25 protein-coding genes are annotated in these 24,550 nt (G+C 61.5%); 20 read left to right on the top strand and 5 right to left on the bottom strand.

The window, feature by feature from the left end:
• The first annotated feature begins 180 nt into the window (after window positions 1-180).
• The 5 genes from QP413_RS02900 (at window position 181) to tuf (ending at window position 7,233) form a co-directional block, all read left to right on the top strand.
• Entirely contained in the window at window positions 181-2,046 is a 1,866-nt protein-coding gene (locus QP413_RS02900) for an acyltransferase family protein (RefSeq protein ID WP_284780516.1), read from the top strand.
• A gap of 413 nt (window positions 2,047-2,459) precedes the next feature.
• Complete coding sequence (gene rpsL / locus QP413_RS02895) at window positions 2,460-2,831, top strand: 30S ribosomal protein S12 (RefSeq protein WP_070758476.1); 372 nt, start codon at window positions 2,460-2,462, stop codon at window positions 2,829-2,831.
• A gap of 3 nt (window positions 2,832-2,834) precedes the next feature.
• A complete protein-coding gene (gene rpsG / locus QP413_RS02890) occupies window positions 2,835-3,305 on the top strand; it encodes a 30S ribosomal protein S7 (protein ID WP_070758475.1) in 471 nt (156 codons plus the stop codon).
• 198 nt (window positions 3,306-3,503) lie between these two features.
• The gene (fusA, locus tag QP413_RS02885) at window positions 3,504-5,612 is read left to right on the top strand and encodes an elongation factor G (RefSeq protein ID WP_284780514.1); all 2,109 of its coding nucleotides are present in this window, start codon (window positions 3,504-3,506) and stop codon (window positions 5,610-5,612) included.
• 430 nt (window positions 5,613-6,042) lie between these two features.
• On the top strand, window positions 6,043-7,233 hold the full coding sequence (gene tuf, locus QP413_RS02880; protein ID WP_012359571.1) for an elongation factor Tu: 1,191 nt from the start codon (window positions 6,043-6,045) through the stop codon (window positions 7,231-7,233).
• Between the two features lie 118 nt (window positions 7,234-7,351).
• Here tuf and QP413_RS02875 read toward each other — a convergent pair whose 3' ends face one another.
• The 5 genes from QP413_RS02875 to QP413_RS02855 form a co-directional block, all read right to left on the bottom strand.
• Complete coding sequence (locus QP413_RS02875; RefSeq protein WP_284780512.1) at window positions 7,352-9,526, bottom strand: HtaA domain-containing protein; 2,175 nt, start codon at window positions 9,524-9,526, stop codon at window positions 7,352-7,354.
• A gap of 267 nt (window positions 9,527-9,793) precedes the next feature.
• Window positions 9,794-10,249, bottom strand: a complete 456-nt coding sequence (locus QP413_RS02870) for a hypothetical protein (protein ID WP_284780511.1) — start codon at window positions 10,247-10,249, stop codon at window positions 9,794-9,796.
• A gap of 275 nt (window positions 10,250-10,524) precedes the next feature.
• Window positions 10,525-11,403, bottom strand: a complete 879-nt coding sequence (locus QP413_RS02865; protein ID WP_284780510.1) for a hypothetical protein — start codon at window positions 11,401-11,403, stop codon at window positions 10,525-10,527.
• A 154-nt stretch (window positions 11,404-11,557) separates the two neighbouring features.
• Window positions 11,558-12,355 carry a hypothetical protein gene (locus tag QP413_RS02860; protein WP_284780508.1) on the bottom strand — a complete coding sequence of 266 codons (798 nt, stop codon included), beginning with the start codon at window positions 12,353-12,355 and terminating at the stop codon, window positions 11,558-11,560.
• An 89-nt stretch (window positions 12,356-12,444) separates the two neighbouring features.
• Window positions 12,445-12,762 carry a hypothetical protein gene (locus QP413_RS02855; RefSeq protein ID WP_284780506.1) on the bottom strand — a complete coding sequence of 106 codons (318 nt, stop codon included), beginning with the start codon at window positions 12,760-12,762 and terminating at the stop codon, window positions 12,445-12,447.
• A 987-nt stretch (window positions 12,763-13,749) separates the two neighbouring features.
• On the opposite strand from QP413_RS02855, the gene rpsJ reads away from it, so the two are divergent.
• From rpsJ to QP413_RS02780, 15 genes are all read left to right on the top strand, one after another.
• Window positions 13,750-14,055 carry a 30S ribosomal protein S10 gene (rpsJ, locus tag QP413_RS02850; RefSeq protein ID WP_010120790.1) on the top strand — a complete coding sequence of 102 codons (306 nt, stop codon included), beginning with the start codon at window positions 13,750-13,752 and terminating at the stop codon, window positions 14,053-14,055.
• 51 nt (window positions 14,056-14,106) lie between these two features.
• Complete coding sequence (gene rplC, locus QP413_RS02845) at window positions 14,107-14,763, top strand: 50S ribosomal protein L3 (RefSeq protein ID WP_012359575.1); 657 nt, start codon at window positions 14,107-14,109, stop codon at window positions 14,761-14,763.
• Window positions 14,760-15,437 (top strand): 50S ribosomal protein L4, encoded by a 678-nt coding sequence (rplD, locus tag QP413_RS02840; protein ID WP_012359576.1) that lies wholly within the window; start codon window positions 14,760-14,762, stop codon window positions 15,435-15,437. The genes rplC and rplD overlap by 4 nt, the downstream gene beginning before the upstream one ends.
• Complete coding sequence (rplW, locus tag QP413_RS02835) at window positions 15,434-15,742, top strand: 50S ribosomal protein L23 (protein ID WP_070758468.1); 309 nt, start codon at window positions 15,434-15,436, stop codon at window positions 15,740-15,742. Before rplD ends, rplW begins: the two co-directional genes overlap by 4 nt.
• A 37-nt stretch (window positions 15,743-15,779) precedes the next feature.
• Entirely contained in the window at window positions 15,780-16,616 is an 837-nt protein-coding gene (rplB, locus tag QP413_RS02830; protein WP_012359578.1) for a 50S ribosomal protein L2, read from the top strand.
• Window positions 16,617-16,632: 16 nt separating this feature from the next.
• On the top strand, window positions 16,633-16,911 hold the full coding sequence (gene rpsS / locus QP413_RS02825) for a 30S ribosomal protein S19 (RefSeq protein ID WP_012359579.1): 279 nt from the start codon (window positions 16,633-16,635) through the stop codon (window positions 16,909-16,911).
• Between the two features lie 2 nt (window positions 16,912-16,913).
• The gene (gene rplV / locus QP413_RS02820) at window positions 16,914-17,276 is read left to right on the top strand and encodes a 50S ribosomal protein L22 (protein ID WP_012359580.1); all 363 of its coding nucleotides are present in this window, start codon (window positions 16,914-16,916) and stop codon (window positions 17,274-17,276) included.
• Entirely contained in the window at window positions 17,276-18,022 is a 747-nt protein-coding gene (rpsC, locus tag QP413_RS02815) for a 30S ribosomal protein S3 (RefSeq protein WP_012359581.1), read from the top strand. The genes rplV and rpsC overlap by 1 nt, the downstream gene beginning before the upstream one ends.
• A gap of 6 nt (window positions 18,023-18,028) precedes the next feature.
• The gene (gene rplP, locus QP413_RS02810) at window positions 18,029-18,445 is read left to right on the top strand and encodes a 50S ribosomal protein L16 (RefSeq protein ID WP_284780504.1); all 417 of its coding nucleotides are present in this window, start codon (window positions 18,029-18,031) and stop codon (window positions 18,443-18,445) included.
• Entirely contained in the window at window positions 18,445-18,678 is a 234-nt protein-coding gene (gene rpmC, locus QP413_RS02805; protein WP_015381236.1) for a 50S ribosomal protein L29, read from the top strand. Before rplP ends, rpmC begins: the two co-directional genes overlap by 1 nt.
• Window positions 18,675-18,953, top strand: a complete 279-nt coding sequence (gene rpsQ, locus QP413_RS02800) for a 30S ribosomal protein S17 (RefSeq protein ID WP_012359584.1) — start codon at window positions 18,675-18,677, stop codon at window positions 18,951-18,953. The genes rpmC and rpsQ overlap by 4 nt, the downstream gene beginning before the upstream one ends.
• A gap of 248 nt (window positions 18,954-19,201) precedes the next feature.
• Window positions 19,202-19,429, top strand: a complete 228-nt coding sequence (locus QP413_RS02795) for an MbtH family protein (protein ID WP_011274127.1) — start codon at window positions 19,202-19,204, stop codon at window positions 19,427-19,429.
• Window positions 19,430-19,556: 127 nt separating this feature from the next.
• Window positions 19,557-21,245, top strand: a complete 1,689-nt coding sequence (locus tag QP413_RS02790; RefSeq protein ID WP_284780501.1) for an ABC transporter ATP-binding protein — start codon at window positions 19,557-19,559, stop codon at window positions 21,243-21,245.
• Window positions 21,238-22,965 carry an ABC transporter ATP-binding protein gene (locus QP413_RS02785; RefSeq protein ID WP_284780500.1) on the top strand — a complete coding sequence of 576 codons (1,728 nt, stop codon included), beginning with the start codon at window positions 21,238-21,240 and terminating at the stop codon, window positions 22,963-22,965. Before QP413_RS02790 ends, QP413_RS02785 begins: the two co-directional genes overlap by 8 nt.
• Before the next feature lie 79 nt (window positions 22,966-23,044).
• On the top strand, window positions 23,045-24,463 hold the full coding sequence (locus QP413_RS02780; protein WP_012359586.1) for a lysine N(6)-hydroxylase/L-ornithine N(5)-oxygenase family protein: 1,419 nt from the start codon (window positions 23,045-23,047) through the stop codon (window positions 24,461-24,463).
• Window positions 24,464-24,550 lie beyond the last annotated feature (87 nt).

Here is a 24,550-nt window from a genome sequence, read left to right as displayed (position 1 = left end):
GGTGTCGAAGTGGTTCCGCAGTGCTCCCGTCATGGCTCGCCACCCCTCTTGCCTGTCTGCGACGGGAAGGTGAGCTGGGCGTTAACTGAACATGGTCCTAAAGCCCCCTCTTCGGCTGCGATGTTGCCCGCCTGTGGTGCTAATCTCACGTGGTGGCAATGTGAGCCGGAGGGAGTAGAAGTGCACGTCCGAATTCGTCAGATCGCGGGTCTCGACGGGCTGCGAGGGGTCGCGGTGGCAGCCGTGGTGCTGTACCACTTCTTCGGCGATCTCCTGCCCGGCGGGTTCATGGGCGTGGACGTCTTCTTCGTGCTCTCCGGCTTCCTGATCACGTCGATTCTGCTGCGCGAGGTCGCCCTCACCCAGGGCGTGAGCTTCCGGGTCTTCTGGAGGCGACGCCTGCGGCGCATCGCCCCGTTGGCCCTGTTCGTTCTCATCATGACGACGGCCGTGGTGGGGACGATCGGCGGCGATCTTGCGGTGAAGCTGCGCGCCCAGTTTTTCGGTACCGCGTTCTTCGTTAATAACTGGGTGCAGATCGCGAACGCTGAGTCCTATTTCGCGAAGTCGGATATCCAGGTCACTGCACACTATTGGTCGCTGGCGATCGAGGAGCAGTACTACCTGATCTGGCCGATTCTGGTCTGGTTGGTGCTGCTCGCCGTGCGGCGCAACGCGACTCGCTTCCGCCCGCGCATGGCGGTGCTGACGGCGGTGTTGGCCGTCGCCTCCATGGTCGCGATGGCGGTGATCTTCGATCCGCAGCAGGACCCGTCGCGGGTCTACTACGGCACGGATACTCACGCTTTTGGTCTGCTGCTCGGTTCGCTGGTCGCACTCCTGCTGACCTCCCCGGTGCGTTCCCGGGTCGCGGACTCGCATCCGCGCCGCCTCAACTGGTTCAAGCACCAGCTGCTCGCGGACTGGGTCCCTGCCCTGGCCTTCGTGGGGCTCGTGGCGATGATGATGACCGTGCACGCGGAAAGTGCGTTCACCTACCGTGGCGGGCTGGTCATCGCCAGCCTGTTGACCTCTGTAGTCGTGATGGGGCTGGCGCGCGGCGATAACGCCATCGACGAGTGGATGAATATCCGGGTGCTCCGCTGGCTGGGGCACCGCTCCTTCTCCATCTACCTGTGGCACTGGCCGATCGTGATGGTTCTGCCGGTGCTGGCCCCCAAGGCGCCCGACTGGCTCATCGGCATCGTGGCTGTGGTACTCACCGCCGCGATCTCCGAGTGGAGCTTTAATCACATCGAAACCCCGTTCCGGCGCCACGGTTACCGCAAGACGATCAAGGGCTGGTTTAGTGGTGGAGTGATGCGCAAACTGAGTGTCGGATTCGCCGTCGTCCTCGTGGGGGCGCTGACCGCCTGCGGGCTGGCCACCGCTCCTTCGGAGTCGAGCCTGGAAAAGGACCTGAAGGAAAAGTCCGAGCGCCTGCAGAAGGCCAACGAGGAAGCAGCTAAGACCACCCCGCCCGTCCCGAAGGATGGCAGCAAGATCCCGGTCGAGGATCGCAAGATGCCTTCCGGCAACAAGATCAGCATGGTCGGTGACTCCGTGATGCTGGCCTCCGTGGACGCGTTGCAGGAGAAGTTCCCGGGCGCGACCGTGGACGCAGCACAGAGCAGGCACTACATCGCGGCGCTGCCGATCCTGCAGCAGATGGCGGACGCCGGAACGCTGCGCGAGTTCGTGGTGCTCGGCCTGGGCACCAATGGCCCCTCCGACGGCGCGGGGGACCCGGAGATGCTGAAGAAGATCCGGGAGGCCGTGGGCAAGGATCGCGTCATTATCTACGTGATGCCCTACGGTGACCGTGACTGGATGGCGCACGCCAACGAGGAGCTCATCGCGGAGGCGAAGAAGACCCCGAACGTTTACCTCGCGAACTGGTGCGAGGCAGCGAAGGAGAACGACGACTTCGTCGACGGCATCCACCCGGGCGAAAAGGGCGCGAAGCTCTACGCCGGCGCGGTGAAGGATGCGCTCAAGCAGTGGAAGAGCGGCAAGAAGGATATTCCACAGAGCTGCAGTAACTAGCTCACGGTTAGGGGGAAAGGCGGCAACACGGCGGGGGAGTGAGGCTGGGCTGGGGACTGTTAGCGCCAGCTAGGGCCACTCGCGGCCGCCTGCCGGTACGTGCGCCTGGGGTCACGCCCGAAAGTACCTCCGGGTGCATTTGGTTTTCGGTAGCCACTGGAGTAATCTGACCCGCGTAGATTGTATTGCTCCGATGGCGCGTACCGAATGGTAAACGGCAGAGGGTGCTTAATACAGGGATCTTCGTGCCGAGTGCGCGGAGTGATACAAAACGGTAGTGGCCCCGGAAAGAGCCCCCATTTTTTGCTGTTCAAGGGTGTTTTCGCTCAGTTCGGCAAGTGGGTGCCCCGCCAGGGGGTTCACGACATACCGAGGCTTCTGCAAGTTTAAAACCCAAAGAAGAAAGTCTATCTATGCCAACTATTCAGCAGCTGATCCGCAAGGGTCGCCACGATAAGCCGGGCAAGGTTGCGACCGCCGGCCTGAAGGGCTCCCCGCAGCGTCGTGGCGTGTGCACCCGCGTGTACACCACCACCCCGAAGAAGCCGAACTCGGCTCTGCGTAAGGTCGCCCGTGTCCGCCTGACCTCCGGCATCGAGGTCTCCGCTTACATCCCAGGTGAGGGCCACAACCTCCAGGAGCACTCCATGGTGCTCGTCCGCGGTGGTCGTGTGAAGGACCTCCCGGGTGTTCGCTACAAGATCGTCCGTGGCGCTCTGGATACCCAGGGTGTCAAGGACCGTAAGCAGGCACGTTCCCGCTACGGCGTCAAGAAGGAGAAGTAAGCCATGCCACGTAAAGGTCCAGTAGCACAGCGCCCACTCGTCAAGGACCCGGTGTACGGCGACGTCCTCGTCTCCCAGCTGGTCAACAAGATCCTGATCGACGGCAAGAAGTCCACCGCTGAGCGCATCGTCTACGGTGCCCTCGAGCAGTGCCGCGAGAAGACCGGCACCGACCCGGTCCTGACCCTGAAGAAGGCTCTCGACAACGTCAAGCCGGCCCTCGAGGTTCGCTCCCGCCGCGTCGGTGGCGCGACCTACCAGGTCCCGGTCGACGTCCGTCCGGGCCGTTCCACCACCCTGGCACTGCGTTGGCTCGTCACCTTCAGCCGCCAGCGTCGCGAGAACTCCATGGTTGAGCGTCTCGCCAACGAGATCCTCGATGCCTCCAACGGCCTGGGCGCTTCCGTGAAGCGTCGCGAGGACATCCACAAGATGGCTGAGGCTAACCGCGCCTTCGCTCACTACCGCTGGTAGTCGCTTGACCGGCTGGCCGCGGTCGCTGCGGCTAGCCCAGGCGGGAGTAGCGGGGGAGGGAAAACTCCCCCTACTCCAGACGGCCATAAAAATGGCAAAATAGAACCTGAACAGACCAATGCGGCTCGCTAGGCCTTATGCGACCAACAACCTTAAGGTCCGGGCCGCTCGACAACGATTGAGCGGAGTTTTTAACCAGTGGCACTCGAAGCACTGACCGACCTGAAGAAGGTCCGCAACATCGGCATCATGGCCCACATCGATGCCGGTAAGACCACCACCACCGAACGCATCCTCTTCTACACGGGTATCAACCGTAAGGTGGGCGAGACCCACGACGGTGCATCCACGATGGACTGGATGGACCAGGAGAAGGAGCGCGGCATCACGATTACGTCCGCCGCGACGACCTGCTTCTGGAACGACAACCAGATCAACCTGATCGATACCCCGGGTCACGTCGACTTCACCGTTGAGGTCGAGCGTTCCCTGCGTGTCCTGGACGGCGCTGTTGCTGTCTTCGACGCGAAGGAAGGCGTTGAGCCGCAGTCTGAGCAGGTCTGGCGCCAGGCTGATAAGTACGACGTCCCGCGCATCTGCTTCGTCAACAAGATGGACAAGCTGGGTGCGGACTTCTACCACACCGTGCAGACCATCATCGACCGCCTCGGCGCGAAGCCGCTGGTCATGGAGCTGCCGATCGGCGCTGAGGACAACTTCGAGGGTGTTGTCGACCTGCTGCAGATGAAGGCCCTGATGTGGCCAGGCGTCGTTGCTGCAGGCACCGAGCCGACCATCGAGGAGATCCCGGCCGACCTGCAGGAGAAGGCTGAGGAGTACCGCGAGAAGCTGATCGAGGCTGTCGCGGAGTCTGACGAAGAGCTCATGGAGCGCTACTTCGCCGGCGAGGAGATCACCGTCGACGAGATCAAGAAGCAGATCCGTCAGCTCACCATCAACGGTGAGGCATACCCGGTCTTCTGTGGTACCGCCTACAAGAACAAGGGCATCCAGCCGATCCTGGACGCCATCATCGACTACCTGCCGAACCCGATGGACGTCGGCTCGATCAAGGGCTTCGACCCGAAGGACCGCGAGGTTGAGCGCAACCGCAAGCCGTCCCGCGACGAGCCGTTCTCCGCGCTGGCGTTCAAGGTCGCTGTTCACCCGTTCTTCGGCAAGCTGACCTACGTCCGCGTCTACTCCGGCTCCGTGGAGACCGGCGACAAGATCGTCAACTCCACCAAGGACAAGCCGGAGCGCGTCGGCAAGCTGTTCCAGATGCACTCCAACAAGGAGCAGCCGGTTGACCGCGCATCCGCTGGTCACATCTACGCCTTCATCGGCCTGAAGGACACCTCCACCGGTGACACCCTGTCCGACGCCGCTAACCCGGTCGTTCTCGAGGACATGGACTTCCCGGACCCGGTCATCGAGGTGGCCATCGAGCCGAAGACCAAGTCTGACCAGGAGAAGCTGGGCACCGCCATCCAGAAGCTGGCGGAGGAGGACCCGACCTTCACCGTGAAGCTGGACGAGGAGACCGGCCAGACCGTCATCGGCGGTATGGGCGAGCTGCACCTCGACGTCCTGGTGGACCGCATGAAGCGCGAGTTCAAGGTCGAGGCAAACGTTGGTGCTCCGCAGGTTGCTTACCGCGAGACCATCAAGAAGCCGGTCGAGAAGCTCGAGTACACGCACAAGAAGCAGACCGGTGGTTCCGGTCAGTTCGCTCGCGTCATCATCGCTCTGGAGCCGCTGGAGCCGGAGGAGGGCTCCGAGGAGACCTACGAGTTCATCGACGAGGTCACCGGTGGCCGTATTCCGAAGGAGTACATCCCGTCGGTCGACCAGGGTATCCAGGACGCCATGCAGTACGGCTACCTCGCTGGCTTCCCGCTGGTGAACATCAAGGCCACCCTGCTGGACGGTGCTTACCACGAGGTTGACTCCTCCGAGATGGCCTTCAAGCTGGCTGGTTCCATGGCTCTCAAGGAGGCCGTGGCGAAGGCTAAGCCGGTTCTGCTGGAGCCGATGATGGCCGTTGAGATCATCACCCCTGAGGAGTACATGGGTGAGGTCATCGGTGACGTCAACTCCCGCCGTGGCTCCGTGTCCTCCATGGAGGACCGCTCCGGCGCGAAGGTCGTTAAGGCCCGCGTCCCGCTGTCCCAGATGTTCGGCTACGTTGGCGACCTGCGTTCCAAGACCCAGGGCCGCGCCAACTACTCCATGATCTTCGACTCCTACGCTGAGGTTCCTCAGAACGTGGCTGAGGAGATCATCGCCGAGCGCACCGGCAAGTAGTTCCCGAGGCGGGTGGGCTAGCTGGTACCGCTAGCTAGCCTCCCGGCATCGAGGTTCTACACCTTCAAGCCCGCCTGGGTTGCGATCCACGCCAGTGGAACCGTGCGAAACCTGGGCAAACACCAACCCCGCACCTGCGGGGTGGGGTAGGGGCTTGCACGTCGCACCATCGAAGTTTTTAAAGTACTTCACATTTGAGTATGATGCGGTGTGCTGGCCGTTACCCACTTGGAGAGCCTTAAGAGTTCTTCAGGGTGGCTGAGATCAAGCGCCAGCGCGTCTGGTTGCTGATTTCAGGACAGTATGTAATCGGCATAATAAATTTCGGTTTGTCAGCTACCTGCCTTTAAGAGGTAAAATGGTGAACCGGAGAAGTAAATCAATGTGGCTGCGAGAGTCGTAGCCACCGAGAAGTCCAGGAGGACACTAAGTGGCGAAGGCAAAGTTCGAGCGCACAAAGCCGCACGTAAACATCGGTACCATCGGTCACGTTGACCACGGTAAGACCACCACGACTGCTGCGATCACCAAGGTTCTGCACGACACCTACCCAGAGCAGAACAAGGCCTTCGCCTACGACGCCATCGACAAGGCGCCGGAGGAGAAGGAGCGCGGCATCACGATTAACATTTCTCACGTCGAGTACGAGACTGAGAAGCGTCACTACGCACACGTCGATGCCCCGGGCCACGCTGACTACATCAAGAACATGATCACCGGTGCTGCTCAGATGGACGGCGCCATCCTGGTTGTTGCTGCAACCGATGGCCCGATGCCGCAGACCCGTGAGCACGTTCTGCTGGCTCGCCAGGTTGGCGTTCCGTACATCCTCGTTGCACTGAACAAGTGCGACATGGTTGACGATGAGGAGCTCCTCGAGCTCGTCGAGATGGAGGTCCGCGAGCTTCTGGCTGAGCAGGACTACGACGAGGAGGCTCCGGTCGTCCCGATCTCCGCACTGGGCGCCCTGGACGGCGATCAGAAGTGGGTCGACTCCATCCTCGAGCTCATGAAGGCTTGCGACGAGTCCATCCCGGACCCGGAGCGCGAGACCGACAAGCCGTTCCTGATGCCGGTTGAGGACATCTTCACCATTACCGGTCGCGGCACCGTCGTTACCGGCCGTGTTGAGCGTGGCGTCCTGAACCTGAACGACGAGGTCGAGATCCTGGGCATCCGCGAGAAGTCCACCAAGACCACCGTCACCTCCATCGAGATGTTCAACAAGCTGCTGGACACCGCAGAGGCTGGCGACAACGCTGCACTGCTGCTGCGTGGTCTGAAGCGTGAGGACGTCGAGCGCGGCCAGATCATCGCTAAGCCGGGCGCTTACACCCCGCACACCGAGTTCGAGGGCTCCGTCTACGTCCTGTCCAAGGACGAGGGCGGCCGTCACACCCCGTTCTTCGACAACTACCGTCCGCAGTTCTACTTCCGTACCACCGACGTCACCGGTGTCGTTACCCTGCCAGAGGGCACCGACATGGTTATGCCGGGCGACAACGTTGAGATGAGCGTCAAGCTGATCCAGCCGGTCGCAATGGACGAGGGTCTGCGCTTCGCTATCCGTGAGGGTGGCCGCACCGTTGGTGCTGGTCGTGTGACCAAGATCAACAAGTAATCATCAAGATTACTTCGCTGATCATCGCCTAGCGCTCCGGCGCTAAGCGGTCTAAGGCTAAAAGAGCCCCGGATTCTTCGGAATCCGGGGCTCTTTTCCTATCCCTACTGCCTCTTAGCTATGAACCGAGGAACGGTAGGCGCAGCAGCGAGAATAGCCAGTCGAAGATCTTCGCGATCCACTCAAAGCCAGTCGAGAAGAATCCGGTGATGCGTTCCCACACGCTCTTTGGTTTCTTTCCTTCTCCCCCTGGCTTGGAATCCCCGGGGGTATCCGGCTCGTCCGACTGGTTGCCATCTTGCGGCTTCGTGTCCTCGTCGGGCTTGGTGTCTTCGCCGGGCTTGGTGTCCGCGTCCGGCTTCTCCTGTTCAGAGCCTGGCTGACCTTCTGGTTCCGTTCCCGGCTCTTCAGGCGCCGCTGGCTCTACCTGGTCAGTGTGGTCTCCCTGCTTCGGATCAGTGGAATCCAGACGCAGGATTACTGCGTGTTCAAGATAGGTAGAGTTGTCCGTCTCAATAGAGTAAGCGAACACCTTGTTCTTCCATTCCAGGAGGTTCCGATGCTTGCCGGCCGTATCCTTCTGGTTTGGCAGGTTGATGCTCTCAGTTTCAGTCCGTGTCGCCGGGTCTACCCAACTCAGCTTCGACTTTGATTCGCTCGTCACCAAAGCCTGGCCATCGACGAAGGCAATGTCCGAAACTTTTTGCAGATCGCCAACTGGGCCACGGTCGGACTGCGGACTAAGCGCACCGTCTTCATAGCGGAAGAACTGCATCCCTGGTCGAGACGAGTCATGGCTAAAGAATGCGACGTTGGTTCCGTCGGTGGACATGCGGGTTGCATAGGTAGCACCATCGGCGATGGTGCCCAAGTGCGTGCCACCTTCGGCCAGCTTGGCAGTACCGTCAGGCTTAATCAACACTGGCGGCACGCGGTAGGTTTCATTGTTCGCCAGGCTCACTGCAGCCGCTGGCAGGTAAAGAATGTTGCCATCCGACATCACGTTCATACTGCTTGCCAGAGCGAAGGTCCCAGCCTCGCCGTAGAGATCTCGGTTGTGGCCATTGCCGTAAAGCTTGGTCTCCGGGTTGTGTGCAGCTACGACGTCCTGGGCCGGAGTCAACTTCGCAGTGTCGGCCTTTCCTGTCGAAGTCACCCAGGTTAGCGTCGAGTCATCGTCGGTGGTGCCACGGGCGATCACTCCCACACGATCATTCGCAGCGTCGTACGCAATGCCTGTGGGCTCGGCACCCACGTTGTCGTGAAGCGTTACGGGCGTAGACCATCCCTGCGCAGAGGCCGTGGCGGCCTTCAAAGACTTGCCCTCTACCCAATAGATGTTGTTGTCTGCCCCCTCGGTGTACAGCAGACTTTCGTCGTACCGCAATGGGGCTTCGAGGGGGGCGCCGATTGCCTGCATCGTCTTAGGATCGAAGAGTTCAACTGCGGTTTTGCTTTCGGAACTCACGCGGGTTGCCAGGGCTACATAGTCCCGCAGACCCAGCATACGGTTTGGGCCAACCTCCTGGTTGGAACGGAAGCGATCTCCAATGGTCAATGGTGCTGAGTCGTTCCCAGGGCGCCCGCCTTCGCCCTCGTATTCGAAACTTAGTGGCGCCAGCGGGCCACCCAGATCATAGAAACCAGAGAAGGTGTGCACACCGTCTTCTGTCAGCGAAGTATTGATGCCCTCCCAAGAACTCTTCCCGCCCTTTTGTTCAAACTTGGCCGTCTTGGTCCAAGCCTGGGCGATCTTGGCATCGTCCTTCTCGAAAATCTTGCCACTCGGGTATTGCTTGGAACGCACGTCCGCTTCCACATGCGAGCCGTCTGGGCTCAGCACAATGGTGGGGTCCTTGATCGTCAACTCCAGTGCGCAGTTACCGCGCTGCGCAGGCTTGCCCTCGCAGTACTTGAAGTATTCAACCCGTCCCTCAAACTCGGCACGGGTGGTCTGGCTCGCTTCCTCGAAGGTCGCTTTCTTCAGGTTGAACCTGTAGTGCTGCTCAACGGTGTCGCTTTCGGACGAAGGCTTGTCGGTGCCGTTGGAATAGATCTTGGTGGCACCGTCAGTGACGTTGGTTGCCCCCAGGGAATAGCGCAGGAAGGAGTCGCGCAATGCCCAGTCCAAGCTGCCGTTGCCACTCTCGGTGGTCTCGGATGCCGGAAGGGCTGTCTGCTCAGTTTGAGCCCCGGCGATGGGGACGAGCACAGGCCCCAGTCCGATACTGAACATTCCCAGGGCGATGCCCACCGATGTTATTCGGCGGGAATTTTTAGCGATCACAATCATCTCCTCAAGATGGTGTAAAACGAACCTATATGGACAAGGTTAGGCTAACCTATCTTTAGGGGATTGGTGAGGAGGGGTAGTGAAAGATACCCCCGGGTAAACATGACGGTGCACAAGTACCGGGTCGCCCGCCTCCACCCGCGACCGGCGCGCATCCACCTTGTTGGGCTGTTCTGACAGGGGGTTAACTTGCCGCTGCCATTCCTCGCGGCTGGGCAACTGGCTGCTGCGCTGGCCGGGGAGCGGGGGCGAGAGCCCCTCTTGGGCTTAGTTGCCGTTCTTGAAGCGCTTTGTGGCGCGGTCGAGGACGTCCTGGGCGGTCTTCTCGACCTTCTTCTTCACCTTGGGTGGGACCTTGGACTCGTAGAGGCCTTGGCCTTTCTCCTTGAGCCATTTGCTGCCCTTCTCTCCGCGCTCGACGAGGTAGTCCGCGGTGGAGACGACGGGGTCCGCGTAGCGCTCGGCAAACTGGATCGCCTGTTCCGCCGCCTTCGGGTCGATGAAGGAGGGGCGGTGCTCCTGGAACTGTTCCCGCAAGGCTGCGCTGAACGCGGTCTTGCGCTCCCAACGCTCGTCAAGCTTCTTGAGCTCGGCGATAAGGGCTTCGTTGCTCCCGCCGTGGTCCGGGTGGTGCTCGCGGACGATGGCGCGGCGTGCCTTGACGTATTCCGGGTTCTTGCGGAAGCTCTGGTTGCCGCCGGTGTTGCGGGCCTGGTTGGCCATGGAAGCCTCTCCTTGGTGGTTGGGTGCCCTGCTCGGGTGTCCTGTGCCCTTGTAGGGTGCTGGCGCTGCCGGGCTGGCTCTGACGCTGCCGTTCCTTCTCGGTTTGTGCGCGCAATGCCTTTCAGGTTATCGCAGTTGTTGGCTCGCGTGGGCATAGAAAAGCCCACCCCCTCCGCCGTTTTCGGGGGAGGGGGTGAGCCGGGGTGGTTAACTGCCCGTAGTGCCTAGAGCGTGATGCTCGGCGGATGAGGGGCCGTTAATCGTTGATGCCGTGATTAGGCGAACAGCTTGCGGGAAGCTGCGAAAGCGCCAGCGGCAACCATTGCGACGACTGCGAGTGCAGCCAGGCCGCGGGCAGCAGCGTTGGAGCCGGTCTCAGCAGCGATACCACGGTCGGTAGCTGCGGGGTCTGCACCCTGAGCGCCCTCAGCCAGCTGACCGCCCTGTGCGACGACCTCGTCCTTGTTCTCGCCGAGCATCTTGTCGGAAGCAGCCTTCTCCTCAGCGGTTGGGTCCTGGTTCTTGCGGGACTCGTCCGGGGTGTAGGTCTTGCCGTCCTTCATCAGGTGCCATACGATGCCACCGATGATCAGGGCTGCCGGCAGAGCCAGCCAAGCCAGCTTCTTTTTGTCGGAGTCGGAGCTGCCCGGGTTCTCCGGCTTAGCGTCTGGGAAAGCCTCGTAGTAGGCGTTGCGGAGCTCGTCGGTGACTGGGGCGTTCCAGTCGTTGCGGTCCTTGACGTAGATCTCGCCGTCCTTGTGCTGGTACCAGGTGTTGCCCTCGGAGTCCTGCTTGGTAGCCGGTGCCGGGATGTCCTGGTTGTCATCGCCAGCCGGATCCTCGTCCTCGGTCTTCCCGTCCTCGGTCTTCCCGTCCTCGGACTTGTCGCCCTCGGTCTTCCCGTCCTCGCCCGAAGCATCCTCGCCCGCGTTAGCCTTTTCGTGTGCCTTCTTGACTTCAGCGGCCTGTTCATCGGTCAGGTAGGCGTCAAGGTCAGGGTTGTAGTAGCGACCGTTGGGCTGCAGGAAGTAGGTGACTCCATCGACCTCGGCGGTAGCGGGAGCAGGAACCTGTGCCTGTGCGACGGTTGCGCCACCGACTGCCAGGGCGCCAGCCATGACGGCTGCGGTCAGAGTGCGTGGAAAACGCTTCATGATCTCTCCTTGAAAGAAATTGGTGTTGCGTAATGCCAAACATCGGGGGCGGCATCAACAAAGTCAACTATAAGCGCTTTCTTAACTCCCGCAACAAATTTTGCACTCCCAATGAGAAAAACCCTCAAAAAGGGGTGAAATTCTCAGCTTGTCATTACTCCGCTTCTTGGGGTGTTTGCTCCTCCGCACCCTTGTCCACTGTTGTGGATGTGCCCTGGAACTGCCAGCCCACCACCGCATTGCGAACCGCTGGGGCGAGCAGGTTCGCGGGCTGAATGCAGCTGATCGTCAGGAGTCGGCCCGGCATGGGGCCCTCGCCCCAAATCTCAGGGCTTTGTGAGAGTCCTTGCTTCTCCGGGTCGTGGAGGTCGGTCGCGGAGTATACGAGCCAGGTATCGCCGGAGGCCTGGGTGCGCAGGTAGAGCTTGTCGCCGATGCTGACCTTGTGCTTATCCTTCGCGCCGTCGTAGAGGTCGTTAAATACGGCTGGGACGCCCGCGCCGGTGTGGCCCGTAATGACCACGATGTCCTTGGCGTTGGTGCCGGGTAGGGAGTAGGGCTTGTCCTCCGAGGTATAGGTGCAGGCCTTGTCCATCGTGTCTGGATTGATCGCGCCGTCCTTCACGCGGCACGGACCCTCCTCGAAGGTGGCGTGCATCTTCAATGCGGGTACGTACATCTCGATCACAGGGGAGGGGTCGATGGGAGGCGACTGCTCTGCGACTACTTCGTTATTCTCCAAGTCCTCCGGAGGGGAGAACTTGCCCGAGGGCCAGAGCGCAAACACGAGCACCAGGGCCAATGCGGCGGCGCCGAGTTTCAACCACAGTGGCTTCTTCTTGCCATCGCGCGAAGAGGTCTCCCGCCAGGCAGAGCCAAGCTGCGGTTCTGGCCGCCGGTGCTGAGCTCTCTTTTCATCCCGGCGGGCGCGGCGCTGCTGCACAGCGGTCATCTCCGGGCCAAGGGTGCGACCCTGCCGAGGGCCGCGGTGCTCATGGTCAGGGCTACTGGACGTCGCGGTGCGCCGACGAGGAGCCGAGCCTACGGGCTGGTCATCCCTGCGGTAACGAGGTTGCTCCCCGGCAGGGCGCGGGTGACGCGGGCGGCGAGCGCCCGGTTGCCCGTCAGCGGGAACTTGCGGCCGGCGGCGTTGGAGTTCGCCTTGCGGGCGGGGACGCTGGGGTTCGCCCTGCGGACGTGGACGGCGCTGGCCCGGCGGAGTGGGGCGGCCCCCTTCTGATGCCTGGGGGCGGGGACGGCGCTGTGGTTGGCCCTGGCGTGAACGGAGGGTATTGGCCTCTCCCTGTGGAAGCGGGCGGCGGCGCTGGGACCCACCCTGCGAGCGGGGGCGTTGCTCACCTTCCGGAATGGGTCGACTGCCGCGAGGCTGCTGCGCACGAGGGCGTGGGCGCGGGTGAGGGCCTTGAGCCGCGCCGTGATCTGCGGAGCGAGGGCTGTGCGTTGATCGTTGCCCTGCCTCCCGCTCCGGCGCCGGTGTGTTCGCGCGCCGGTAGGTCGGCGGTTGCGGGCCGCCCTCGTCGGACTGCGGGGAACGTGGGGCGGGCAGCGGGGATCGCCTCGGGCCCGAGTGGCGCCGACGGGGATCCATAGAATCGCTCACTGTTTTGCCCTCCTTATATATGAGGTGTCAGCAACGATCACGCCTGAAACCTCTACGAGAAAACTATGTGGCGATTCTAATGCGTGTTGCACATGCTGTGTTAAAGCTCCCGTCGTGCGCGGCCCACCGTGAACGAGCCACCGCGGGCTCAGAAAAATAAATTTGGCCTCGCGCGTTCGATGTGGTTGAATACTTGACGTTGCTTTAACACGGCACATGAGGCCATGCGTGCTTGATTAAGCCTAACCGGAACTGATCAGGATAAAACGCCCAGCCAAGAAGGTGCTGATGGTGAAGCGAGCATGAACCAACACAGTGGGGGATAACTCTGCTGTGCGGTACTTCGCGCGGGAACGGCGACACGCCCGACCGCGGGTGCCGGAGTGGGACATGGTAAATGAACAGCGGCAGTAAGCATAAGGAAAGAACCTTTTGCCTCCTCTGCGTCCACAACTGCAGATAACCAGCAGTATTTAGGCGCATGAGCACTAGTCCCCACGCGGGGAGGGTCTCTTCCAACACACAGTGTGTGCTTTGTGAACAACGCAAACGCGATCGTTTACCACCCCAACCGGTGCAACGAAGTGAACAGAGAAGACACTGAGCAAACTGGCGTCTGGACCAGGCCCCACGGCCGGACAGCGTTAAGACAAGAAAAGAAGCGTGTTCGCTCACAAGCTCGACAGCAGGTCGAGAACGTGGGCACGCTGAGGAAGAGGACAAGCGTGGCGGGACAGAAGATCCGCATCAGGCTCAAGGCCTACGATCACGAGGCAATCGACGCTTCTGCCAAGAAGATTGTTGAGACGGTCACTCGTACCGGCGCCCGTGTAGTCGGCCCGGTGCCGTTGCCAACTGAAAAGAACGTTTACTGCGTCATCCGTTCGCCGCACAAGTACAAGGACTCGCGCGAGCACTTCGAGATGCGTACTCACAAGCGCCTGATCGACATTCTCGACCCAACCCCGAAGACCGTTGATGCCCTCATGCGCATCGACCTTCCGGCAAGCGTCGACGTCAACATTCAGTAAGCCTGAGTCGAGTCTGAATACAGCAGCTTAAAGGCAGCGGAGAACAAAACTATGAGTGATATTGAGATCAAGGGCATCCTGGGCAAGAAGCTCGGCATGACCCAGATCTTCGATGACGAGAACCGCGTCGTACCGGTCACCGTCGTCGAGGCTGGGCCTTGTGTCGTAACCCAGGTGCGCACCAAGGACATCGACGGCTACGAGGCCGTCCAGATCGCATTCGGTGAGATCGACCCACGTAAGGTCAACAAGCCTGAGTCTGGCCACTTCAAGAAGGCCGGCGTTACCCCTCGTCGCCACGTCGCCGAGATCCGCGTCGCGGATGCTTCCGGCTACGAGGTTGGCCAGGACGTAACCGTCGAGATCTTCAACGAGGTCGACTTCGTGGACGTCACCGGCACCTCCAAGGGTCACGGCTTCGCCGGCGGCATGAAGCGCCACGGCTTTGCTGGCCAGGGTGCAGCACACGGTAACCAGGCAGCGCACCGTCGCGTCGGTGGTATCGGTGGAGCCGCTACCCCGGGGCGCGTCTTCAAGGGCAAGCGCATGGCAGGTCGCATGGGCAACAACCGCGTGACCATGCAGAACCTGAAGGTTGCCAAGGTCGATACCGATTCCAACCTGCTGCTCATCAAGGGCGCAGTTCCGGGTATCAACGGCGGCATCGTCGTTGTCAAGACCGCAGTGAAGGGCGGTGCTAAAGCATGAGCAATCTGAAGCTTGATGTACATACCGCTGATGGTAAGACCAACGGCAGCGTAGAGCTCCCAGCATCCATCTTCGATGTTGAGGCGTCCGTCGCGCTGATGCACCAGGTCGTTACCGCTCAGCTCGCAGCGAAGCGCCAGGGCACGCACGCAACCAAGGGTCGCGGCGAGGTCCGTGGCGGTGGCCGCAAGCCATTCCGCCAGAAGGGCACCGGCCGCGCACGCCAGGGCTCCATCCGCGCACCACACTTCACCGGTGGTGGCACGGTCCACGGCCCGCAGCCGCGCGACTACTCCCAGCGCACCCCGAAGAAGATGAAGGCTGCCGCACTGCGCGGCGCCCTGTCTGACCGCGCACGCCACTCCCGCATCCACGTGATCGAAGAGCTCGTGCCGGGCCAGATCCCATCCACCAAGTCTGCACGTTCCTTCCTGGAGCGTCTGACCGAGCGCAAGCAGATCCTGGTCGTCCTCACCCGTGAGGACCTGACCGCTCGCAAGTCCGTCGCCAACCTGCCGAACGTGCACGCACTGCCGGCAGACCAGCTGAACACCTACGACGTTCTGCACGCAGACGACGTCGTGTTCTCTGTCGAGGCACTGGACGCCTTCATCAAGGCCGCAAGCGGCGCCAACAAGGCTGAGGACCAGAACACGAAGGAGGAGGCTAAGTGAGCAACAAGGTTGTAGATCCTCGCGACGTCATCATCGCTCCGGTCGTGTCTGAAAAGTCTTACGCCCTGATGGAGCAGAACGTGTACACGTTCCTCGTCGCACCAACGTCCAACAAGACCCAGATCAAGATTGCCGTCGAGCAGATCTTCGGCGTGAAGGTCGCCAGCGTCAACACCGCAAACCGTGAGGGCAAGCTCAAGCGCACCCGCTACGGCTACGGTCGTCGCAAGGCCACCAAGCGCGCCATGGTGACCCTGGTCGCCGGCAGCGATCCGATCGACATCTTCGGTGGCACCGTCGCGTAAGCGCCGGCAAACCGACAGGTAAAGAGGAAGCAAAAGTATGGCTATTCGTAAGTACAAGCCGACTACGCCGGGTCGCCGCGCGAGCTCCGTCTCCGAGTTCAGCGAGATCACTCGCTCCACTCCAGAGAAGTCTCTGCTGCGCCCGCTGTCGAAGACCGGTGGCCGCAACGTTCACGGCCACATCACCACCCGTCACAAGGGTGGCGGCCACAAGCGTCGCTACCGCGTGATCGACTTCCGTCGTAACGACAAGGACGGCGTGGTCGCAAAGGTCGCTCACATCGAGTACGACCCGAACCGCACCGCAAACATTGCACTGCTGCACTACCGCGACGGCGAGAAGCGCTACATCATCGCCCCGCGCGGCCTGAAGCAGGGCGCACTGGTCGAGTCCGGCCCGAACGCAGACATCAAGGTTGGTAACAACCTGCCGCTGCGTAACATCCCGGCCGGTACCACCATCCACTGCGTCGAGCTGAAGCCAGGCGGCGGCGCCAAGATGGCCCGCTCCGCTGGTGCCTCGATCCAGCTGCTGGGTAAGGAAGGCAAGTACGCAGTCCTGCGTATGCCGTCCTCCGAGATCCGCCGCGTCGACATCCGTTGCCGTGCAACCGTCGGCGAGGTCGGTAACCAGGAGCAGATCAACATCCGCTGGGGCAAGGCCGGCCGCATGCGCTGGAAGGGCTGGCGCCCGACCGTCCGCGGTGCTGCTATGAACCCGGTCGACCACCCGCACGGTGGTGGTGAGGGCCGCACGTCCGGTGGCCGCCACCCAGTGTCCCCATGGGGTCAGCTGGAGGGCCGCACCCGCCGCCCGAACCGCCCGAGCGACAAGATGATTGTCCGCCGTCGCCGTCCCAACAAGAAGCGCTAAGAGGAGGTAGCAGAGAATGCCACGCAGCCTTAAGAAGGGCCCATTCGTTGACGAGCACCTCCTCAACAAGGTGGATGCTCAGAACGAGAAGGGCACCAAGCAGGTCATCAAGACCTGGTCCCGCCGCTCGACTATCTTGCCCGACTTCATCGGTCACACCTTCGCCGTCCACGACGGCCGCAAGCACGTGCCGGTGTTCATCGATGACTCGATGGTTGGTCACAAGCTGGGCGAGTTCGCACCGACGAAGACCTTTAAGGGTCACGTCAAGGACGACATGAAGGGTCGTCGATAATCATGACTGAAACTGTGAATTCCGCACGCGCCACCGCGCGTTTCGTGCGCGTCAGCCCGATGAAGGCACGCCGCGTGATCGACCTGGTCCGCGGTAAGTCCGTCGAGGACGCCCTGGCAATCCTGAAGTACGCCCCGCAGGCTGCTTCCGAGGACGTCGCCAAGGTTGTTGCCTCCGCAGCGGCTAACGCAGAGAACAACTTTGGTCTGGATCCGCGCACCCTGGTCATCTCCGAGGCATACGCCGACGAGGGCCCGACCATGCGTCGTTTCCGTCCGCGCGCTCAGGGTCGTGCTTTCCACATCCGTAAGCGCAGCAGCCACATCACCGTGGTAGTCGAGAGCCAGAAGGGAAGTGCTCAGTAGTGGGCCAGAAGATTCAACCCCACGGCCTCCGGCTGGGTATCACCTCCGATTGGCGGTCCCGCTGGTACGCCGACAAGCAGTACGCTGACTACCTTGCCGAAGACATCAAGATCCGCGAGTTCCTCTCCGAGGGCCTCGAGCGCGCCGGCATCGCGAACGTGGTCATCGAGCGCACGCACGACCGTGTGCGCGTCGACATCCACACCGCACGTCCGGGCATCGTGATCGGCCGTCGTGGCTCCGAGGCTGACCGCATCCGCGGCAAGCTCGAGAAGCTCACCGGCAAGCAGGTCCAGCTCAACATCCTCGAAGTCAAGAACGTTGATGCCAACGCTCAGCTGGTGGCTCAGTCCATCGCCGAGCAGCTGGTCAACCGTGTTGCATTCCGCCGCGCTATGCGCAAGGCAATCCAGGGTGCAATGCGTCAGCCACAGGTCAAGGGCATCAAGGTTGTCTGCTCCGGTCGCCTGGGCGGCGCGGAGATGGGTCGCACCGAGCGCTACCACGAGGGTCGCGTTCCGCTGCACACCCTCCGTGCCGAGATCGACTACGGCACCCACGAGGCCCACACCACCTTCGGCCGCATCGGCGTCAAGGTGTGGATCTACAAGGGTGACGTCGTCGGCGGTCGCCGCGAGTCCCTGATGAACGCTCGCGACGAGCGCCCGTCCCGCGGTGGTCGCCGTGAGCGCCCGCGCCGCGGTGGTGCACGCCGCCAGCGCGCCGAGAAGAAGCAGGAGGGCTAAGAACAAATGCTTATCCCCAAGCGCGTTAAGTTCCGCCGCCAGCACCGCCCGAACCGTAGCGGTTTGTCCAAGGGCGGCAACCGTGTGACCTTCGGCGACTACGGCCTGCAGGCCCTGGAGCCGACCTACATCACGAACCGTCAGATCGAGGCTGCACGTATTGCCATCAACCGCCACATCAAGCGTGGTGGCAAGGTGTGGATCAACATCTTCCCGGACCGTCCGCTGACCCAGAAGCCGCTTGGCGTGCGTATGGGTTCCGGTAAGGGCCCGGTCGAGAAGTGGGTCGCCAACGTCAAGCCTGGCCGCATCCTGTTCGAGATGTCGTACCCAGATGAGCAGACCGCGTTGGAGGCTCTGCGCCGCGCCGGCGCGAAGCTGCCATGCAAGGTGCGCATCGTGAAGAAGGAGGATCAGTTCTAATGGCTACTGGTATCCCAGCCTCTGAGCTCCGCGAGCTCAGCAACGAGGAGCTGACCACCCGCCTGAAGGAGAGCAAGGAAGAGCTGTTCAACCTTCGCTTCCAGATGGCGACCGGCCAGCTGACCAACAACCGTCGTCTGGGCGTTGTCAAGAAGGACATCGCTCGCATCTACACGGTCCTGCGCGAGCGCGAGCTCGGGCTGTCGACCAACCCTGGTGGTGACGCAGCATGAGTGAGGCTAACGTGAACAAGAAGGAAAAGGGCCAGAAGAAGGTCCGCACCGGCTACGTGGTCTCCGACAAGATGGCTAAGACCATCGTCGTCGAGCTGGAGGACCGCAAGCAGCACGCACTGTACGGCAAGATCATGCGCCGTAACTCTCGCGTGAAGGCTCACGATGAGGAAGGCCTCGCCGGTGTCGGCGACCGCGTCCGCATCGAGGAGACCCGCCCGCTGTCCAAGGACAAGCACTTCCGTCTCCTGGACATCGTAGAGAAGGCTCGCTAGTTTTCTCTAAGACTTTCCGGTCTTTGCCGGTGTGCTGATGTAAGTCAGTCGTGGTAAGGTGGAAATTCGCACTATATACCCGCCGTAGGCAACCGCCTATGGCGGGTCTTTTGCTATCCACGCCCCTTCTCAAAAGCTGCATATTAGGTTACGCTAAGTTAATTCACGCTTGCTGCACTTGTGCCACCACTTTGGCCAACGCAGCCCATAAACCCGTTATTTCCGCATCATGAGACAAGGAGCGCATGTTGTCTAGCAACCCGTTTGATGACGAACAGGGCAGCTTCTTCGCCCTTATCAACGACGAGGGACAGTACTCGTTGTGGCCTACGTTCGCCGCCGTGCCAGACGGATGGACCGTGGCTCTGGGAGACCCTTCCCGTGGCGTAGACGGCGGGGTATCGCGGGACGAGGCGATGGAGTTCATCGACCGCGAGTGGACCACCTTGCAACCGGCAGGAAAGTCTCACGCTTAAGTGAGTGCCGCACTTCCCACTGCTTCGCCTGGTGAGTCCGCTGCGGAGATTGGCCGCCTGCTCCGTCGCACCGCAACTCCAGCAATTAGTGCGGTGCTGTTCACTTTCGCCGGTGCCTTGCTCTCTGGTGCCCATTTATCTGCTGGCCAGCGTCATCGATGCGGTAGCCGCCGGTGACGGCAAGTCTGGCGTGCTGAAGGTGATTGTGTGGGCTGCCGTGGCGTGTGTTGGTACTGCCGTTGTCGCTGGCCTTGCGGAGGCGCTGACGGGTGTGACGATTGCCCAGGTAGTTGCGAAGTTGCGTGAGCGCGCCGTCGCCGCGGTGCTGAATCTGCCTTCCACCACGGTGGAGTCCCTGGGCCGGGGAGAGGTGCTGGGCCGAGTTGGTGCGGATGTCGCCGCGCTGGTGAGCAGTGCCCGCAAGTCGGTTCCATCGACCCTCAGCGCGCTGGTGATGGTCGTGGTGGCCAGCGCTGGAATAGCGGGGTTGGATTGGCGCCTCGCGTTGGCGGGGCTGTGCGGGATTCCGTTCTATGCGCTGGGGTTGCGATGGTATCTTCCTCGTTCTGCCCCTTTGTATCGACGCCAACGCGAATTAGAAGCCGGTGTCATCGGTTCCTTGCAAGGTTCTATGGAGGGCATTCGTTCGGTTCGTTCGCATCGGCTGGTGGATAGCCGCCAAGGTCTCACCAGGCGCTACGCGCAGGCTTCGCGGGACGAATCAATCGCTGCGTTTCGTGTGTTTTCCGGGCTGGTGGCGCGGGAGAACTTCGCGGAGTTCATGGGGTTGTCAGCCCTGTCTGTCGTAGGCTGGTTGCTCTTCCGCGAAGATGCGGTGACGGTGGGCGAGATCTCGGCAGCGTTGATTCTGTTCCACCGTCAGTTCGTGCCGATCGGCACGATTCTGTTCACCTTTGATGAACTGCAGCGCAGCGGGGCGGCCTTGGGGCGCATCGTGGGACTCATTCGCTCCGCGGGTGCGGATACGCCACAGCCGATTGATGACTACTCCTCGCATCGGCAGAGTCCAGCTGTAGAGGTCAAGGGCCTGAATTATCGGTACGAGGATGGCCCAGAGATCTTGCATGACTTGGCGTTCCACATCCCTGCGGGGTGCACGGTATGCGTGGTCGGCGGATCGGGAGCTGGCAAGTCCACGGTTGCGGAAATTGTCTCTGGAACCCTCGAGATGGCAGAGCCGGGTGTGATCACCGTTGGGGGGTGCGACGTGGTGGGAATGAGTGCGCAAGAAAGAAGCTCGATCTTTTGCGTTGCCTCCCAGGAAAACTACGTCTTCGCGATGAGTTTGCGCGATAATCTCCTGCTGGCAGCCGAAGGTGCCAGCGACGCAGAAATATGGGATGCGCTGCGCCGAACCGGTGCGGAAGATTGGTGCACATCCTTGTCCCATGGCGACAAGCAGGGCTTAGACACAATGCTGGGCGAAGGGGGCCTGCACGTAGATGCGGTGGCGGCACAGCGTCTGGCGCTGGCCAGGGTGGCATTGTCTCGGGCTGGCGTCGTCATTCTTGACGAATCAACGGCCGAAGATGACGGTGACCTCGAGGAAACACAGCAATCACACGAGGCCTTTTCGATGTCCTTGGAGGACGCTGCCCGCGCGGCGATCCGCGGACGGACGGCGATGGTGATTGCGCACCGGCTCAGCCAAGCAACCTCCGCCGATAGCGTGGTGGTGATGGAGCGCGGGCGCGTGGTGGAAACAGGTACGCACGAGGAGCTGGCAGCAAGAAACGGAACATATGCCGATATGTGGACCGCCTGGAATGAGCAGGGGAGGCAGGCGCGTGTCTGACAACAAGGTGGTGACGCTGCGCGGGCTGGTCAGAAAAAATTCTCGCGCGATGGCTCTGAGTGGCTTGTTGCTGAGCATCTACCACGTGGCAGAAGCCATGATTGCGGTGTTACTGGGATGGTTGGCGCACAGTCTTATCGCTAGCGAGAATGTGTGGCACCTGGTGGGTGGAATCGCAGCCTTAGGCGCTACGCTGGCGACGGTGTCTGTGAGCTGGCAGACAGGGTTCCGGATACTGCAGGCTACGTCGGCTCGGAACGTATGTGAATTGCGGGCAGGCATCACCTCGCAGGTGGTGAGCCATGGTGGGTATTCCGACGATGCGGACAGTCTGCCTCGCCAGGAATTGCCCACGGTGGTGGGTGAAGACGTGGTGCAGGCGGTAGACATCATCGAAGTGGTCCCGGTGGGGATCAGTGCGCTGGTGGGAGCCATTTTCTGCACGATTGTTCTGGCGCTGATTGATCTGCCACTGGGAGTGGTGGTGTTGGTGCTCAGCGCGGTGGTGTTGATAGTCCTGCACCGGCTGTCTCAGATCATTGAACGCCGCGCGGAGCGGCAACAAACTCTGCTCGCGCGAGTGACCGCGCGCATGACCGACATTCTGCAGGGGCTGCCGGTGATCTCGGGAGTGGCTGGCGCGCATCCGGCCTACCGTGGATATGCGCGTAAATCTGAAGAGGCGTGTGCGGATGCTCGGAAGCTCGCGTGGGTCAGCGGAGGTTATGAAGCCGTGGCGATGGGCAGCAATGTGCTGTTGCTGAGTGCGGTGGGCCTGTACGCGGGCTATCGAACCATTTCCGGCGATGTGACGTTGGGGGAGTTGGTCACCGTGGTGGCGCTGTCACAATTTATCGCGGAGCCGATGCGGCAGTGCAGCAGAATGCCGCGCTTCATTGGATTGGCGAGGGCTTCCGTTCGGAGGCTGCAGCGCGTGGCGGAAGCTCAGCGGCTGCGTGAGGGGCAGGGCGTGCCATCTGCTCAGATTGGCACGCCTGCCATTTCCATGCGCGGTGGAGACGGTGAGGCCGAAGGAGACGGCGAGGTCGAGGGATCAGAGCAGGCTTCCGTGGCGTTCGCAGAGGGGCGACTGACGGTGGTGCACTGTTCAGCCGCATGGGCAGATGCTCTGGTGGATGCGTTGGTCGCGGGGGAGTCGATGGAGCTTGGCTCCCTGACTAGGCCACAAACTCAACAACTGTGGATCCGGGGGCGCGATATTTGCGAGATCTCGGTAGACGATGTGCGTTCCGCTGTGCTTGCCGAGCCTCGGAAGCCGGCATTGTTTGGGGACACAGTGGGGCAGGCGGTGCTGCGGAGCTCTGGAGAGGGCAGGGCGGAGGATGCAGTAGACATTCTTAACGCCTTAGGGCTCGATGAACTGGCGCCGGGGGCGGCTCATTCAGCCGGGGTATTGGATCACGAGCTGACCGAAGGTGCGCGCAATCTTTCCGGTGGTCAGCGGCAGCGGCTGGGATTGGCACGAGCGCTACTGGCTGAGCCGGAGATGTTGGTGATGGTTGATCCGGTCTCGTCAGTGGATTCAATGACGGGCATGAAAGTGGCGCGTGCGGTGAGAGATATTCGCCGCGGGCGTACCACGGTGGTCCTGTGTGTGGGGAGGGCCTTCCAGTCGGTAGCCGAGGACGTAGTTGATGTGAAGCCTCTAGCTGGGAGTTTGCGGACGCGGGGTGAGCAATTCCCGCTAGGGGATTGTTGAGCAATAGAAGATAGGTTAGCCTACCCTTTGCATTGCCTACCCTAAGAAGTTGGTTGGCGCATCCTACAGAGAGGCCATAGTGACCATCATCGATCGTCAAGCTCAGACATCCGCAGAGCGCAGTACCCACGAAAATTCCGTCCGCGACATCGTCGGGATCGGCATCGGCCCCGGAAACCTCGGGCTCGCGGTAGCTATCGAAGAGCAAGCTCCAGAACTCGATGCACTCTTTGTGGAAGCCCGCCCGGAATTCAACTGGCACCCAGGCATGCTCCTCGAAGGATCCAACATGCAGATCAGCTTCCTTAAAGACCTGGTTACGGTGCGCAATCCGCAGAGCCGCTTCAGCTTCATCAACTACTTGCATCACAGCGACCGCTTGATTGATTTCATTAACCGCCAAACCTTCACCCCGGAACGCGTGGAATTCGCCGATTACCTCCGATGGATCGCGGATCACATCACCGTGGACACGCAGTACAACACCACCGTGACGTCCATCGAGACGCTTCCGGAACCGGCCGCAGACGGAGCTCGTTTTGTGGTGCACGTCCGCAGGAAGTTAGGAAGCGGTGAGTCCGAAGGGCAGCGAGCTCAGCAGTCGGAGTCCATTCGCTGCCGCAACGTGGTGGTTGCCCGCGGTCTGGAAGCCAAGATGCCTGCGTGGGCAGAGGACAGCTCCTTGGACACCTCGCGCATCTTCCACAACATCGATTTGCTCCCGCGCACCAAGAAGCTGCTGAACAGTGGGTGGGATATCCGCCGAGCTTTGGTGATCGGCGCGGGCCAGTCCGCAGCCGAGGCCATCCGGTACTTCCACGATTGCCCGCATATCGATACCGTCACGGGCAGCTTGAACAGCTACGGCTTCATCCCCGCCGATGACAGCCCCTTCGCCAATCGGGTGTTCGACCCGGAGGCCGTTGATGACTTCTTCCATGCGCCCGATGCGATCCGCAACGAGCTGTTGATCCGCCACCGGTACACCAATTACGCCTGCGTGGAATCTGAGCTCCTCGATGAGCTCCACGACCGTCAGTATCGGGAAAGCGTCACCGGGCGTCAGCGGCTCGATATTCGCCGGACCACGGAGGTGCTCGGTGCGCGTAATTGTTCCGACGGCAGCGTCGACGTGGACATTCGCCACCGAGTAACCGGAGACGTGGTGACAGAAAACTTTGACGTGGTGGTGTGCGCCACGGGCTTCCGATCTCGCGGTCTTGCGGGGATTCACGCTGATAGTCACGGCAGTGAAGAATTCACCGTCACTAGGGATTACGGCGCCGTGCTCAATGGCGAGCGCGTGCCAGGACTCTTCGTGCAGGGAGCAACTGAGGCCACGCATGGACTCGGTTCCACGTTGCTCTCCAACATCGCGACCCGCTCCGGGGAACTGGTGGAGGCCATCACGGGACAGCAACGCACGCATCGTGCGCCGGCGGATGAAGATCTCCGCTCCGAGCAACATCGGGATTCTTCGCACCTGATCGCAGGCTGATTTTCCCGAGCCGTGCTCCGCGCGAGGTTGGCTGACACCTAGCCCGACGTCCGCCATCCGCGTCTGATTCCCTGTTTTCCCATCAAC

It is taken from the genome of Corynebacterium sp. UMB4614, from assembly GCF_030217065.1.
Classification (GTDB): domain Bacteria; phylum Actinomycetota; class Actinomycetes; order Mycobacteriales; family Mycobacteriaceae; genus Corynebacterium.
The sequence above is the reverse complement of the archived record's forward strand: the minus strand, read 5'-3'. Positions and strand labels throughout refer to the sequence as shown.

Bases quoted from the DNA above. Each gene is read 5' to 3' on its own strand.
- rpsL (WP_070758476.1), top strand. From the start codon at position 2,460: ATGCCAACTATTCAGCAGCTGATCCGCAAGGGTCGCCACGATAAGCCG.
- rpsG (WP_070758475.1), top strand. From the start codon at position 2,835: ATGCCACGTAAAGGTCCAGTAGCACAGCGCCCACTCGTCAAGGACCCG.
- QP413_RS02875 (WP_284780512.1), bottom strand. From the start codon at position 9,526: ATGATTGTGATCGCTAAAAATTCCCGCCGAATAACATCGGTGGGCATC.
- QP413_RS02870 (WP_284780511.1), bottom strand. From the start codon at position 10,249: ATGGCCAACCAGGCCCGCAACACCGGCGGCAACCAGAGCTTCCGCAAG.
- QP413_RS02865 (WP_284780510.1), bottom strand. From the start codon at position 11,403: ATGAAGCGTTTTCCACGCACTCTGACCGCAGCCGTCATGGCTGGCGCC.
- QP413_RS02860 (WP_284780508.1), bottom strand. From the start codon at position 12,355: ATGACCGCTGTGCAGCAGCGCCGCGCCCGCCGGGATGAAAAGAGAGCT.
- rplC (WP_012359575.1), top strand. From the start codon at position 14,107: ATGAGTGATATTGAGATCAAGGGCATCCTGGGCAAGAAGCTCGGCATG.
- rplD (WP_012359576.1), top strand. From the start codon at position 14,760: ATGAGCAATCTGAAGCTTGATGTACATACCGCTGATGGTAAGACCAAC.
- rplB (WP_012359578.1), top strand. From the start codon at position 15,780: ATGGCTATTCGTAAGTACAAGCCGACTACGCCGGGTCGCCGCGCGAGC.
- rpsS (WP_012359579.1), top strand. From the start codon at position 16,633: ATGCCACGCAGCCTTAAGAAGGGCCCATTCGTTGACGAGCACCTCCTC.
- rplV (WP_012359580.1), top strand. From the start codon at position 16,914: ATGACTGAAACTGTGAATTCCGCACGCGCCACCGCGCGTTTCGTGCGC.
- rplP (WP_284780504.1), top strand. From the start codon at position 18,029: ATGCTTATCCCCAAGCGCGTTAAGTTCCGCCGCCAGCACCGCCCGAAC.
- rpmC (WP_015381236.1), top strand. From the start codon at position 18,445: ATGGCTACTGGTATCCCAGCCTCTGAGCTCCGCGAGCTCAGCAACGAG.
- rpsQ (WP_012359584.1), top strand. From the start codon at position 18,675: ATGAGTGAGGCTAACGTGAACAAGAAGGAAAAGGGCCAGAAGAAGGTC.